Source organism: Liquorilactobacillus satsumensis DSM 16230 = JCM 12392, from assembly GCF_001435195.1.
GTDB lineage: Bacteria > Bacillota > Bacilli > Lactobacillales > Lactobacillaceae > Liquorilactobacillus > Liquorilactobacillus satsumensis.
On record NZ_AZFQ01000050.1, the window covers coordinates 22,779 to 35,485 of the forward strand.

Below are 12,707 nucleotides of genomic sequence, written 5' to 3' on the forward strand. Positions count from 1 at the left end.
TTTTTAGTGAAGTTGCTGGAAATTGCTGCAGGATAAGGTTAAAAACTATTTTACATAAGACTTACAAAAAAATGTGTGATTCCTTACATTGACCCACTATACTGGGGTAGTCGTGCGAAATAGTGATCGTTTGTCTGGCAGTCTTGGGACTGCTTTTCAGATAAAAACCTGCTTTAAGTAAGGAGTTGCTTGAAGATTTCAGGTCAAATGTGGCAGCTTTTTTTGGGATTTTCAACTTTCGGGGGGAAGTATTCTGTTAGCAATTGGCTGATGAATAGGGTTTTTATCAGGGCATTATTTTGCACGATAAAATATGCAATTATTTAGGGGGAGTAGCAAAATGAAATTTTGGAGAAGATCCTTTGCTGTAATTTCAATGTTATTTTGTGCTTTTATACTGGCTGCTTGTGGCAAATCTTCCGCAAATGGAAGTACGTATGAACCGAAGGAATTAAAGATTCAATTTGTCCCTTCGTCAAATGCAACGACTATTGAAGCAAAGGCTAAACCGCTTGAAGGGTTATTGAAAAAAGAACTAGGAATTCCAGTTAAGGTCAGTGTTTCAACTGATTACAATACAATTGTTGAAGCCATGGGTTCTAAAAAAGTTGATGTCGGCTTTTTACCGCCAGATGCCTATGTGCTTGCACATAAGCAATATGGATCCAAGGTATTATTACAAGCCGAACGTTTTGGTGTAAAAGAACCCAATGATCAATCAACTAGCGAGATGGTTAACTTTTATCGTTCACAGATTTTGGTGCGTAAAAACAGTGGGATTACCAAATTATCAGATCTGAAGGGCAAAAAAATTGCAGTGCAGGACACAACTTCAACCGCTGGGTGGATTTTCCCAATTGTCTCGCTTTACAAGCAAGGGATTAATATTAACAAAGACAACATCAAAACGGTCCAAGTCAAAGGACATGACCAAGGGGTTTTAGCCGTGTATAACGGGAATGCTGATGCTGCTTTTGTTTTCCAAGGAGCACGTAAGATTGTTACCAAGGATGCACCAGATGTGATGGATAAAGTGGTACCTTTGTATACCACCGCTAAGATTCCTAATGATACTATCACCGTTCGTAAAGATCTGAGTGAAAAATGGCAAAAGAAACTCAAGCAAGCATTTAAAAATATTGCAAAATCAAAAGAGGGTCATGAAATCATTGCAAGCGTCTATTCGCACCAAGGTTACGCCGATTCTAAGGACAGTAACTTTGATATCATTCGCGAATATGATAAGATCGCGGAAAAATTAAATAAGTAATTATAATTTCAATTGTGAGTGAAATGAGGGTCATCTCTTGATGGCCTTTTTTGATAGAAGGGTGGAATTTTTTGATGGTCAGCGAACAACCGGTAATTTCTTTTAGAAAGGTTTCTAAAATCTACCAGAATGGAACTGTCGGTTTGAAGGATATTGAATTGGACATTCAAGCCGGAGAGTTTGTGGTGATTGTGGGCCTTTCAGGAGCAGGTAAAAGCACATTACTGCGCACAATTAACAAAATGCATGAGATTTCCAGTGGAGAGCTGCTCGTAAACGGAGTCTCACTCGCACCATTAAGAGGAAAAAAGCTACGTGCACTTAGACGCGAGATTGGCATGATTTTTCAGAATTTTAATCTTGTTAAACGTGTTAGTGTCCAACGAAATGTTCTAAGCGGTCGCGTGGGTTACTATCCAACTTGGAAAAGTGTTCTGGGACTTTTTAATCCAGCAGATAAAAAAAGAGCGGTTGCAGCTTTGCAGCGTGTTAATTTAGCTGAAAAAATATATGCACGTGCGGACGAACTTTCAGGCGGGCAGCAACAGCGTGTAGCCGTAGCACGTGCTTTTATGCAGCAACCACGCATTATTCTTGCGGATGAACCGGTGGCATCATTAGATCCATTGACAACCACCGCTGTGATGGATGATCTTAAAAATCTGAACCAGGAATTTAAAATTACGACAATTGTAAATTTGCATTCGGTTCCGCTAGCATTAAAGTATGCCGACCGGATTATTGGTTTGCGTGCAGGCAGGCTGGTCTATAATAAACCGATCGATCAAGTTGCCACCCAAGATTTTGCTGCTATTTATCAGGAAGAGGAGAAGTGAGATGAATCAGGTACCTGAACGAACATTTATGCAAAAGTATCATCTCAAAGGGATCGGTTGGACAATTATCTTTATTCTCTTGCTGTTTCTTTCTTCAGTTATGACGGAAGTCAATTGGGGGGAATTTTTTAGTAACCTGGGACAATTCTTTGCTTTGTTAGGAAGAATGGCCAATCCTGATTGGCAATATACCAATATTGTTGTGCAACCCATTATTGAGACAATTCAAATGGCACTTTTAGGAACTACACTTGGAACACTAGTAGCAGTTCCCTTCGCTTTTTTAGCGGCACGTAATTTGGTTAAGAGTCCACTGGTCCGCGGTGGAATTCGCTTTTTCCTTAATTTAGTTCGGACCTTGCCTGACCTGCTGCTGGCTGCTTTATTTGTTGCAATTGTTGGGATTGGACCAACTGCTGGAGTCTGGACGCTTGCAGTTTTTTCCTTTGGAATGATTTCAAAGCTTTTTTACGAAACAGTTGAAACAATTGATTCAGGTCCGATTGAGGCTTTGCAAGCGGCTGGTGCAAACCGGGTACAAATTATTGCTTTTGCAGTAGTGCCACAAGTAGTGAACAATTTTGTCAGCTATTTTCTCTACACATTTGAGATTAATGTACGGGCCTCAACTGTCCTAGGGTACCTAGGCGCTGGGGGAATTGGTGTCTTTTTGCAAAGATCTTTATCTTCTTTTAGATATGATCAAACGGCAGTTATTATTATCGCTATTTTGTTAGTTGTCGTTGTTATTGATGGTTTGAGTAATATTTTAAGGGAGAAGTTATTATGATGGGAAAAAGTCAAAGGAGAACTCTTGGGGGAAAATATGGCTGGCTTTTCTGGGCATTAATGCTCTTGTTTATCTATCTGTGGACAATTACAGGTCTTTCTTTTTCTGGAATCCAGGCTTCTGCTGGAGAGGTGACACGTTCGATTATTAATGGCTTATTTCATCCAGACTGGGCATATGTTTATGATGGTTCGGGTGAAGATTTACTTTCTTTAATTCTGCAGACTTTGGCGATTGCTTTTTTAGGAACCTTCGTATCTGCGATCTTAAGCGTTCCATTTGCATTTTGGGCAGCAAGAGAGCGCCGAAAAAATAAAATGCATTGGCGTTCAACCAGTGGAAAATTCACGTTGGTGTTTATTCGAACCTTTCCGGAATTAGTACTCGCTATTATGTTTATTAAAGCGGTTGGACCGGGGTCCTTTGCTGGTGTACTAGCAGTGTCAATTCATTCGATTGGAATGCTGGGCAAGCTGTTTAGCGAGGCTGTTGAGAATATGGATCGGGGTGTGGATGAAGCTTTAACGGCTGCAGGGGGAGGTCGAGTTGATGTGCTTTGTTTAGCGACACTGCCGACAGTAATGCCTGAGTTTCTGTCATTTACGCTTTATCGGTTTGAAATCGCAGTTCGTTCCGCCTCCATTTTAGGAATGGTTGGGGCAGGAGGGATCGGAACCCCACTATTATTTGCAATCCAAACCCGTTCATGGTCAAGAGTGGGAATAATTCTATTAGGAATAATCATTATGGTGACAGCCATTGATTGGCTTTCAGGAACACTCAGAAAGAAGTTGGTGTAAATGAAAATTCAAATCTTATCAACAAGCGATGTGCATGGATTTGTTTTTCCAACTAACTTTAGTACTCGAAATGATTACCATCCTTGGGGGTATCTAAAAGCTGCACAGGTGATCAAAGAGCAACGTGCAGCAGCAGACGTGACTTTTTATATTGAAAATGGAGATTTTTTGGAAGGTTCTCCGATGGCGGCGTTTGCGCATCAAACTATGCAACACCACGCCTACTTTAAAGAATTTGGCGAGCTGCTGAATAAATTTCAGGTGGATTGTGGAGTTTTAGGAAATCATGAATTTAACTACGGGGAAGACTATCTTACAAAAGTGCTCGCTGACAGAAATTATCCGATTTTGGGAGCAAATTTGGATAAAGAGGGCAATCAAATTCTTGATGCACCTTATCAAATAATCACTAAAAAGGGAGTTAGTGTCGCTTTTTTGGGATTGACAACGCAATATATCCCACACTGGGAACAGCCGAAAAATATTAAAGGATGGCACTTTGAAGCGGCCGTTACAGCTGCTAAAAAATGGGTCCCGTTTTTACAGACACAAGCCGATCTTGTTGTAGTGGCATATCATGGTGGGATAGAATGTGATCCAGTTACGGGGGCTGCAACTGAACCACAAACTGGCGAGAATGAAGGGTATCGGTTGCTAGCTGAAGTTCCCGGAATAGATGCGCTAGTGACAGGACATCAACATCGACAGCTTGCAACTCATATTCTGGGTGTTCCAGTTACCCAACCGGGTTATCGTGGCGAGCGTGTGGGCTGTATTACACTAGACTTGGATGAGGGCGGACGGATTGCACACAGTCAAGCGCAATTGCTAAGTACGGCAACAGCCGCCTTGGATGCTGAAACCACCACTGCACTGAGGTCTTGGTATTGCGCGACACAAGACTGGCTAGATCAGCCGCTTGCGAAGATCGAGGGCAATATGCGGCTTAAGGATCATTTGCAGGCTCGGTTAGCTGGCCATCCTTATCTTGAATTTGTTAATCAAGTCCAAATGGAGGCTACTGGGACGAAGATCGCAGCGACTGCTCTTTTTTCAGATGAAGTCCAAGGTTTCAATAACCTAGTTACAATCCGTGATGTGATCAATAGCTATATTTTTCCCAACACTTTAGTAGTAGAAGAGGTTTCAGGTGAAGAGTTGACTCAAGCACTTGAACGTTGTGCTGCTTTTTTTGAACTTCGCAATGATGGGAGTGTAGGCATTGCGGCTAATTTCTTGGAGCCCAAACAGCAGTTATTTAACTATGATTATTACAGTGGCATTGACTATACTTTTGATTTAACCCAACCGGTTGGTAAAAGAGTTAAAAATTTAGTGTTCCATGGAAAAAAAGTCAACAAAGAAACTCGGTTGAAAGTCACCTTGAATCAGTATCGAGGTGTCGGTGGGGGAGACTATCCGATGTTTGCGGCTAATAAAATTATCGCTAGTGATGAGCGTGAAGTTGCACAACTGCTGATTGCTTATTTACAACGGCATCCTAAATACATAGCAGTGACACCACATAATCTTCATGTCATTACCAAGTAGATGTTAAGTTAAAAATCTTCACTGCTGCACTAAACTACCCATCAGGCAACCAAAAAACAGGACAATAGCATGCAGCGTAAGCGTTAATTTGAACTGCTTAATAAGCTCAAATTAAGCTGACTGCTATTGTCCTGTTTATTTGCTTTTAAAAATACGCGGCGTATCCAGGTTTTATTTTGGAGATTAATACAGGCGATTTCTGGTTAGTAGAAGATACTGTGCTCTAGTTGCGTAATTTTTAGGTGAATAATTTTTTAAAAGTGCCATAACCCGCTGCTTGTAGTTGAGAAACCGGGATGAAACGTAACGCAGCTGAGTTAATGCAATACCGCAACCCGCCTTTGTCTTGCGGACCATCCGTGAAAACATGCCCTAAATGAGAATTGGCATCTTGACTGCGAACTTCGGTGCGCTGCATTCCAAGTGACCAGTCGGCACCTTCTTTAATTGCGTTGCCTGCTAGCGGTTTTGTGAAGGATGGCCAGCCACAGCCAGCATCATACTTGTCTTTTGAGCTAAAGAGCGGTTCACCGCTGACAATGTCAACATAAATTCCCTCTTCGTAAAAATCATCATATTTACCGGAGAATGGCTGTTCAGTTGCTGCTTCTTGGGTTACTGCAAATTCTTCAGGTGAAAGACGTTTGCGTAATGCCTCTTTGCTTTCTTTCATTTTAATAACCTCACTTTTTAAGCAGACGTGTACATTTCAAACAAAATTCAAACGACCACCAGTACCAGACTTAAGCCTTGCTATTTTAACTTTTCAGCGAGTGGCATGCCCAATTCAAGCTCCAGCAACTGGGCTTTTTTGGCGAGTCCGGCAGCATAGCCGGTAAGTTTTCCGGTGCTGCCAATAATCCGGTGACAAGGAATTAAAAGTGCAATCGGATTGTGTCCCACCGCACCGCCGACTGCTTGGGCAGAGAGCGAACGACGGTGTAGCCGCGTAGCTAACGTTTGTGCAATTTGACCATAAGTTCGTGTCTGACCATATGGAACTTCTTGTAAGACAGCAAGAACAGCCCTTCGAAAAGCAGTTACTTGGGGGAAGAGTGGAATTTCAGCTGGACTTGGATTTTTAGATAAAAAATACGCATCAAGCCAGCGGGTAACTTGCTTTAAGACGGAAGTTTCTTGAAGCTGAACTGGTTGTCCAGTAATCGTTGCCTGATAATATTTTTGTCCTTTAAACCATAAGCCAACTAAAGCAGTTTCGTTACTGACAAGTGTGAGCTCACCTAGAGGAGAGTGGTATGATTGTTGGTAGAGCATATGCAACCTCCTTGAGAAGAATTTTAAATGGGTACTGTTCACTTTCTAATTAAATCCGATTAAGCATTAACTTGCAATTGATATGCTATTATTAAAAAGAAGCGCTATGTTTAAAGCGTCTTTTAGACAACTGAAAATTTGCGCAAGCTGCTGGGAGTAAGCAAAAATGCAGTTTGATTTTAGCGCACAAAAAAATCCGCACGTAATCAAAGTTACACTGCGGAGAAAATTTAAATGGATCATGCCGGACTTGAACCGGCGACCTCCTACATGCGAAGCAGGCGCTCTCCCAACTGAGCTAATGACCCAAACAATGTACAATGATACCACATTTGGGAAAATATACAATATCACGTTGATAATTTGGGACATTAAAAAATAAATTAATAAATAACACGGATATTTGAAAAAGGGGAAAAGATTTATGGAGGTTATTTACACAATTTTATTACTGATTTTTGGAGTGATTATCGCTAACTTCCTAGCACAGCGCTGGAACTTTTTTCCACGTGCTATCTGGCAAATCTTAGCTGGGGTTTTAATTGCACTGGTTCCTGCTTTTTCCGGTTTAGAAGTGAAACTAGACCCAGAATGGTTCATGGCACTCATAGTTGCACCACTTCTTTTTTGCGAGGGGCAACAGACTAATGGACGGGTCTTTTCTAAAAATTTTAGAACGATTCTGAGTTTAGCTGGAGTTTTAGCAGTATTAGTAATGACACTACTGACCTTAACAATGAAGCTTACACTTGCTTGGAGTTGGGGCGCTGCCCTTGCGCTAGCTGCAATTATTACCCCAACGGATGCGACTGCTCTTGGATCTGTTAAGAATGGCTTTGAAATGCCCTTGAAAGTGGAACATCGATTGACACTAGAGTCAATGTTTAATGATGCAACCGGATTAGTGGGCCTGCAGTTGGCAAGCGTGGTGGTCTTAACGGGTCATTTATCACCGTTGATGAGCGTGGGCAATTTTCTAATGGTTTCTATCGGCGGCGGAATTTTTGGAATCGGCGTGACCTTTTTGTTGATTCAAATGCGAAAGGGGTTATTAAAGAGGCGTTATGATGATATTACCAGTCATGTTTTACTACAACTTTTTACACCATTAGTGATTTATGTAGCTGCTGAAAACTTGCACTTATCAGGTGTGATTGCTGTTGTCATGGCAGGTATTTTCCATCATGAAGAACAAGAAAGAACTTTGTTGGTAGCAGCGCAGATGAACAACTTGCTACAACAACTTTGGAGTTTATTAACGGAGCTGCTCAATGGAATTGTTTTTGTAATTTTGGGTGTTAGTCTTGTCCCAATCTTTAGCAGGAACCTTGTACAACGGCAGTGGCTGCTTTTTCTTGGATTGAGTATGGGTTTATACCTGTTAATGACATTTATTCGTTTTGTTTTTGAATTATGCACACTTTCGAAAAAAAAGGCTGCCAGAATTAAAAATTCTTTGATTTTTGCGCTTGGAGGAGTTCATGGGACAGTTACATTAGCAATGGCATTGACCGTGCCATTAATGTTAAAAACAAGCAAAAGCACCACTTGGTATGACAATCTAGTCACGCTTGCAGCTTTAGTAATCCTAATAAGCTTATTCGTCCCCCTTATTTTTCTGCGTTTCTTACTGAAGAAAGAGGCACAGGCGTACACTGAGGCGGAACTTGCTCAAGCCCGTACAGAAATTGTGAACGCCGCCTTTTCGTATATCAATGAGTTGGAGACTACTGGGGCAACTAAAGAACGTTTACGCTGGCGGGTAAAAACGCAATTAGGCTACGATGCGCAAAAATTCCCAGAACAGCGGCAGTGGCAGCAGATGTTAGGTGAGCTACAACGGCAGCGGGACACGGCTGTACAACAGGCAGTTGATGCTGGAAGCTTAAACGAAGACGGACTTGTTTTATGGAATAAGCTAAAGCAATTCAATCTTGCGCTGCAAGGAAAAGAACGTATCGAAAAAGGATTTTTGAAACGTTTTTTAATTAGGAACAAAAGATGGCTTGTTAGAATTTTTTTGCGCTGGACGCTGAATTTTGAAAAAGACTATCCACGCTTGCAGGCAAAGCTAGCACGACTTGAACACCAGGTGAATAGAACAACTAGTGTACGAAGAAAACACAAACTGCAATTAAAGATTGAGAAGTATGCTAAAAAGATAGCTTTTTATAAGAAATATACAGATCGTAATAGAACTGAACAGTGGCGCAGTAACTTACAGCAACTGCAGCAGATTTTAGCACCGGTAGATAACAATTTTATTGCTGCAAAGGAACAAGCTGGGACAGATCAACAGCTGCTGATTGCACTTAAGCAGCTGGTAGGACATGAAGCAACTGCATTACAGCAGCAATTTGAAGCCCCAGTCCAAGAGAATACTGAGTTGCTTAAAGTTTTAAACTTTGAATTAGCCTTTCTCAACGAAGCACGCACAAATGAGTCTGGAATTAATCCAGCGGTGATAAAACATTTGGCTGATGAACTTATTTCCGCACAAAGTATTTTAATAGCGGTGTGACGGGTTCAATGCGGTAACCAAGATTAAGGTAAACTGATTAGTTAAAAAATTGGAGTAACACATTGCTGGGGAGAACCTGTAAGCACTGTGATACTCCAATCTTATTTTATAGACTGAAAATTTAACCGAGAGTCTAATCACTTGTTTGTGGACTGAGTTTGCGTTGAATAAAGCCAAGCAGCAAGTCTGAAATAATGGTCATTAAAGCGGTTGGTAGCGCACCAGCAAGAATAATGGCACCACCATTTGTAGCATTGGTTCCGCGGATAATGATATCGCCTAAACCTCCTGCACCCACGAATGCCCCAATTGCTGTAATTCCGATTGCAATTACCAACGCATTTCGAATGCCACCCATAATTACTGAAAAAGACAGTGGAAGTTCAATCAAGTAAAGAATCTGAAATTTTGTCATCCCCATTCCCCTACCAGAATCAAGGACATTTGCATCAACGCCTTGCATGCCGGCATAGGTATTTTTGATGATCGGAAGTAAGGAGTAGAGAAAGACGGTGGCAATGACGGTATTTACCCCAAGTCCTAAACCTAACATGATGATTGAGAGCATTGCGAGTGATGGAATTGTCTGGATTACATTGGCAATTCCAATCACAGTATCACTGAGTTTTTTTCTGCGTGCAATCAAAATACCAAGAGGAATACCTACAATCGCTGCAAAGAGCACACCATAAACTGAAATTAAGAAATGACGGGTGAACTGTTGTAAAACGAAAAAGCCGTTATGAGCAAAGTAATACCAAAATTGATCCCATGTACTCAGGCCTGTCATTAATTGTCATCTCCTTTAAAGTAATTGTGTTTTTCAAGAAATTGTTGGGCAACTACTGAAGGCTCCAACAAGTTATTATCAACCTCATAATTTAAGGTTTGCATTGTCTTTAAATTTATTTTTCCATCTAAACGGTGCAATACTGGCGCAAGTTTAGGATATTTCTTGAGTAAAGAGTCATTGACGACCATTGAGCAATTATAGGGTGGAAAGAAACGTTTATCATCTTTCAGAATTTTCAGATGATAGCTTTTAATTCTGCCATCGGTGGAGTAGCCAAGTACGGTTTCCATTTTACCCGCTTCAACAGCATCATAGACTAGCCCGATTTGCATCGGATATACGCGGCCAAAGCTAAAACCATAGTATTTGGTGAAGTCCTGATAGCCATCACCCTTACGATTCATCCAAGAAGTATCGACACCGGCATTCAAACTGCTGGAAATTTTTTGCAGATCAGAAATATTGTTTAATTGGTGTTTTTGCGCAAAGGCTTGTGTGGTCATAAAAGCATAAGTATCCGCAAATCCGTATGAAGGGAACCAAGTTTGATGGTAGCGCTGCTTGAATTCTCGTTTTACAAGCCTTGAGGCTTTAGCAGGATCTTTAATGTTTGAAAGCTGTAAAACCCCGGTCAAATCGGTACCAGTATAGCGGGTTGCTGAAATATCGGCATCATGGCGCAGCATTGCTTGATGTGCAACCGTTGAAGAACCCAGATTGTTGACTAACGAAATTTTATAGCCCAGTTCATGATTAATCAACTGACCTACGATATTGGCAATGATCTGTGATTCGGTGGAACTTTGAGAAGCAATTTTAATTGTATTTTTATCAGAACCACTTACGCCGGGAAGACCACAGCTAGTTAACAACATTGGACAAATGGCGAGAAAGAAGACTAACATGATTTTTTTTAAATATTTGGACATCTTCTCACCCTCCTTAGGTCCTTTGATTAATTGGAGTTAAGGTCTTCTCCAATTTACCGAGTGAAAAATCAACGACGATTGCCATGATCGCAACTGGAATGGTCCCACCAATAATCAAATCAGGTTGAAAGAGGTTCAAGCCATTAAAAATCAAGTCACCTAAACCGCCGCCACCAATGTAAGAAGCCAACGTTGCCCATGAAATCACATAAACTGCTGACAAACGAATCCCCGCCATAATAACTGGCATCGCAATCGGAATTTCGACATGTCTGATTGACTGCAAATTAGTCATCCCCATTCCTTTGACACTGTCTTTAAGCTGGGGATCAACTTTTTCCATTCCAATGTAAGTATTTCTAAGAATCGGTAAGAGTGAATAAATGAAAAGAGCAACGATGGCCGGTAGTTTGCCAATTCCAAAAAGAGGAATCATTAGTGCCAGCAAGGCTAGAGAAGGGACTGTCTGAAGCATACCGGCAATTCCAATGACTATTTTGGCTGTTCGCGGAGCTCGCGTAAGTAAGACACCTAAGGGCACTGCAACAGCTATTCCAAAGAAAAGAGCGAGTGCCGAGGTATAGAATTGTTCCCAGGTCTTAAAAATAAGCTGACTGCCGTATTCATTCAAAAAATCAAGCATCCTGAGCACCTCCCTGTTTTAATGCAGGACTCGTGGGAGCTGCAGTGTCATTTTTTTCACCCCAGATAATGTCATAGACCATGTCAACCAGAGCTGAGCGGGTCACAATTCCACATAATTTGTTATTTTGATCAACGACTGGAACGTATTTAAGTCCTTGTTTTAAAATCCGATCAGCGCTATTACGAATCAAAGTAGTTGTAGTAATTCGAAAAATTTTAGTATTTAGAATATCAGATACACTAGTTGCGCGACGATTGCTTGAATCAAGAGCGAGTGATTCGAGATCGATATAGCCTTTTAAGTGGTCTTCATCATCTGTAACTAAGAGCGTATCAACGCGACGTTCGCGCATTAGCTGAATGGCACTCCTTAACGAGCGGCCTAAGGTGATTGAAACTGGATCTTTCAGCATAATTTGAGCCGCAGTAGTGACGTCTGCACGTGCTTGCAGCATTCTTTCTTCACCAATCAGTTTTCTGACAAATTCATTTGCTGGATGACGCAGTAATTCTTGTGGAGAAGCTGCTTGGACAATCTTTCCTTCGTCCATGACAACAATGTTAGTGGCAAGTTTGAGTGCTTCGTCCATGTCATGAGTTACAAAAACGATTGTTTTTTTTAGATCTTCTTGCAGACTCTTGACAAGTTCCTGCAGGCCTTCACGTGTGATCGGATCTAAGGCACCAAAAGGTTCATCCATTAAGATTAAGTCTTGATCAGCTGCTAGTGCACGAATAACACCGATTCGCTGCTGCTGTCCACCGGAAAGTTCAGCAGGATAACGTTCTAAGAAATTTTCAGGTAATTCCACGAGCTTAATCAGCTCACGTGCTTTAGCTTGCTTTTTATTTTCCGGCCATTTTAGCAGTTTAGGTACAATAGTAACGTTTTCATAAATGTTCATATGTGGAATCAACCCGATATTTTGAATAACATAACCAATTTTTTTACGGAGTTTAACGGGATCGATTTTGTGAATATTCTGTCCTTTATAAATAATTTCTCCGCTGGTCGGCTCAATCATGCGGTTCAGAGTTCGCATCGTAGTAGTCTTACCTGATCCTGAAGTTCCGATTAGACAGATAAAGTCGCCCTTATTAATAGTCAGGTTGATGTTGCTAATCGCAGCATTGCCACCTTTATAAATTTTACTAACGTCTTTTAAGATGAGGAGCGGTTCTTCTTTTGCCATCTTGATCCTCCTTGAATAAGGTTGAAACCAGAGTATGGTAGTGGCTTCCAACCTTGAATTTTGTATGAATCGAACTTGCAATTCAGCTGCAGGTATTTAGCTAT

The 12,707-nt window shown here is 41.2% G+C and carries 12 protein-coding genes and 1 tRNA gene; 6 read left to right on the top strand and 7 right to left on the bottom strand.

The genetic code is table 11. The annotated features are described in order from the left end of the window. The first annotated feature begins 340 nt into the window (after nucleotides 1-340). From FD50_RS08310 to FD50_RS08330, 5 genes are all read left to right on the top strand, one after another. A complete protein-coding gene (locus tag FD50_RS08310; protein WP_056961117.1) occupies nucleotides 341-1,270 on the top strand; it encodes a phosphate/phosphite/phosphonate ABC transporter substrate-binding protein in 930 nt (309 codons plus the stop codon). Nucleotides 1,271-1,341: 71 nt separating this feature from the next. After that, a complete protein-coding gene (phnC, locus tag FD50_RS08315) occupies nucleotides 1,342-2,106 on the top strand; it encodes a phosphonate ABC transporter ATP-binding protein (RefSeq protein ID WP_390633080.1) in 765 nt (254 codons plus the stop codon). A gap of 1 nt (nucleotide 2,107) precedes the next feature. Beyond that, on the top strand, nucleotides 2,108-2,896 hold the full coding sequence (gene phnE, locus FD50_RS08320) for a phosphonate ABC transporter, permease protein PhnE (RefSeq protein WP_056961118.1): 789 nt from the start codon (nucleotides 2,108-2,110) through the stop codon (nucleotides 2,894-2,896). Further along, nucleotides 2,896-3,696, top strand: a complete 801-nt coding sequence (gene phnE / locus FD50_RS08325; protein ID WP_164478095.1) for a phosphonate ABC transporter, permease protein PhnE — start codon at nucleotides 2,896-2,898, stop codon at nucleotides 3,694-3,696. The genes phnE (FD50_RS08320) and phnE (FD50_RS08325) overlap by 1 nt, the downstream gene beginning before the upstream one ends. Beyond that, on the top strand, nucleotides 3,697-5,247 hold the full coding sequence (locus tag FD50_RS08330; RefSeq protein WP_056961120.1) for a bifunctional metallophosphatase/5'-nucleotidase: 1,551 nt from the start codon (nucleotides 3,697-3,699) through the stop codon (nucleotides 5,245-5,247). Nucleotides 5,248-5,485: 238 nt separating this feature from the next. On the opposite strand, the gene msrB is transcribed toward FD50_RS08330, so the two are convergent. The 3 genes from msrB to FD50_RS08345 all read right to left on the bottom strand — a co-directional run bounded on the left by msrB (nucleotide 5,486) and on the right by FD50_RS08345 (nucleotide 6,830). Continuing rightward, nucleotides 5,486-5,920: a peptide-methionine (R)-S-oxide reductase MsrB gene (gene msrB, locus FD50_RS08335; protein ID WP_054756250.1), complete on the bottom strand. Its 435-nt coding sequence runs from the start codon at nucleotides 5,918-5,920 to the stop codon at nucleotides 5,486-5,488. An 80-nt stretch (nucleotides 5,921-6,000) separates the two neighbouring features. After that, entirely contained in the window at nucleotides 6,001-6,522 is a 522-nt protein-coding gene (locus FD50_RS08340; RefSeq protein ID WP_056961121.1) for a methylated-DNA--[protein]-cysteine S-methyltransferase, read from the bottom strand. A gap of 235 nt (nucleotides 6,523-6,757) precedes the next feature. Next, nucleotides 6,758-6,830: transfer RNA gene (locus FD50_RS08345), tRNA-Ala, on the bottom strand. Between the two features lie 116 nt (nucleotides 6,831-6,946). Between FD50_RS08345 and FD50_RS08350 the strand changes: the two genes are divergently transcribed. Further along, a complete protein-coding gene (locus FD50_RS08350) occupies nucleotides 6,947-9,043 on the top strand; it encodes a cation:proton antiporter (RefSeq protein ID WP_056961122.1) in 2,097 nt (698 codons plus the stop codon). A gap of 133 nt (nucleotides 9,044-9,176) precedes the next feature. Here FD50_RS08350 and FD50_RS08355 read toward each other — a convergent pair whose 3' ends face one another. The 4 genes from FD50_RS08355 to FD50_RS08370 all read right to left on the bottom strand — a co-directional run bounded on the left by FD50_RS08355 (nucleotide 9,177) and on the right by FD50_RS08370 (nucleotide 12,603). Next, nucleotides 9,177-9,833: an ABC transporter permease gene (locus tag FD50_RS08355; RefSeq protein ID WP_056961123.1), complete on the bottom strand. Its 657-nt coding sequence runs from the start codon at nucleotides 9,831-9,833 to the stop codon at nucleotides 9,177-9,179. After that, nucleotides 9,833-10,711: an osmoprotectant ABC transporter substrate-binding protein gene (locus FD50_RS08360; protein WP_228888287.1), complete on the bottom strand. Its 879-nt coding sequence runs from the start codon at nucleotides 10,709-10,711 to the stop codon at nucleotides 9,833-9,835. Before FD50_RS08360 ends, FD50_RS08355 begins: the two co-directional genes overlap by 1 nt. 67 nt (nucleotides 10,712-10,778) lie before the next feature. Further along, nucleotides 10,779-11,408, bottom strand: coding sequence for an ABC transporter permease (locus FD50_RS08365; protein ID WP_056961125.1), 630 nt, complete (start codon nucleotides 11,406-11,408; stop codon nucleotides 10,779-10,781). Further along, entirely contained in the window at nucleotides 11,401-12,603 is a 1,203-nt protein-coding gene (locus tag FD50_RS08370; protein ID WP_056961126.1) for a betaine/proline/choline family ABC transporter ATP-binding protein, read from the bottom strand. Before FD50_RS08370 ends, FD50_RS08365 begins: the two co-directional genes overlap by 8 nt. Nucleotides 12,604-12,707 lie beyond the last annotated feature (104 nt).

Coding starts and splice junctions, on each gene's coding strand:
- FD50_RS08310 (WP_056961117.1), top strand. CDS start 341: ATGAAATTTTGGAGAAGATCCTTTGCTGTAATTTCAATGTTATTTTGT.
- phnE (WP_056961118.1), top strand. CDS start 2,108: ATGAATCAGGTACCTGAACGAACATTTATGCAAAAGTATCATCTCAAA.
- phnE (WP_164478095.1), top strand. CDS start 2,896: ATGGGAAAAAGTCAAAGGAGAACTCTTGGGGGAAAATATGGCTGGCTT.
- FD50_RS08330 (WP_056961120.1), top strand. CDS start 3,697: ATGAAAATTCAAATCTTATCAACAAGCGATGTGCATGGATTTGTTTTT.
- msrB (WP_054756250.1), bottom strand. CDS start 5,920: ATGAAAGAAAGCAAAGAGGCATTACGCAAACGTCTTTCACCTGAAGAA.
- FD50_RS08340 (WP_056961121.1), bottom strand. CDS start 6,522: ATGCTCTACCAACAATCATACCACTCTCCTCTAGGTGAGCTCACACTT.
- FD50_RS08350 (WP_056961122.1), top strand. CDS start 6,947: ATGGAGGTTATTTACACAATTTTATTACTGATTTTTGGAGTGATTATC.
- FD50_RS08355 (WP_056961123.1), bottom strand. CDS start 9,833: ATGACAGGCCTGAGTACATGGGATCAATTTTGGTATTACTTTGCTCAT.
- FD50_RS08360 (WP_228888287.1), bottom strand. CDS start 10,711: ATGTTGTTAACTAGCTGTGGTCTTCCCGGCGTAAGTGGTTCTGATAAA.
- FD50_RS08365 (WP_056961125.1), bottom strand. CDS start 11,408: ATGCTTGATTTTTTGAATGAATACGGCAGTCAGCTTATTTTTAAGACC.
- FD50_RS08370 (WP_056961126.1), bottom strand. CDS start 12,603: ATGGCAAAAGAAGAACCGCTCCTCATCTTAAAAGACGTTAGTAAAATT.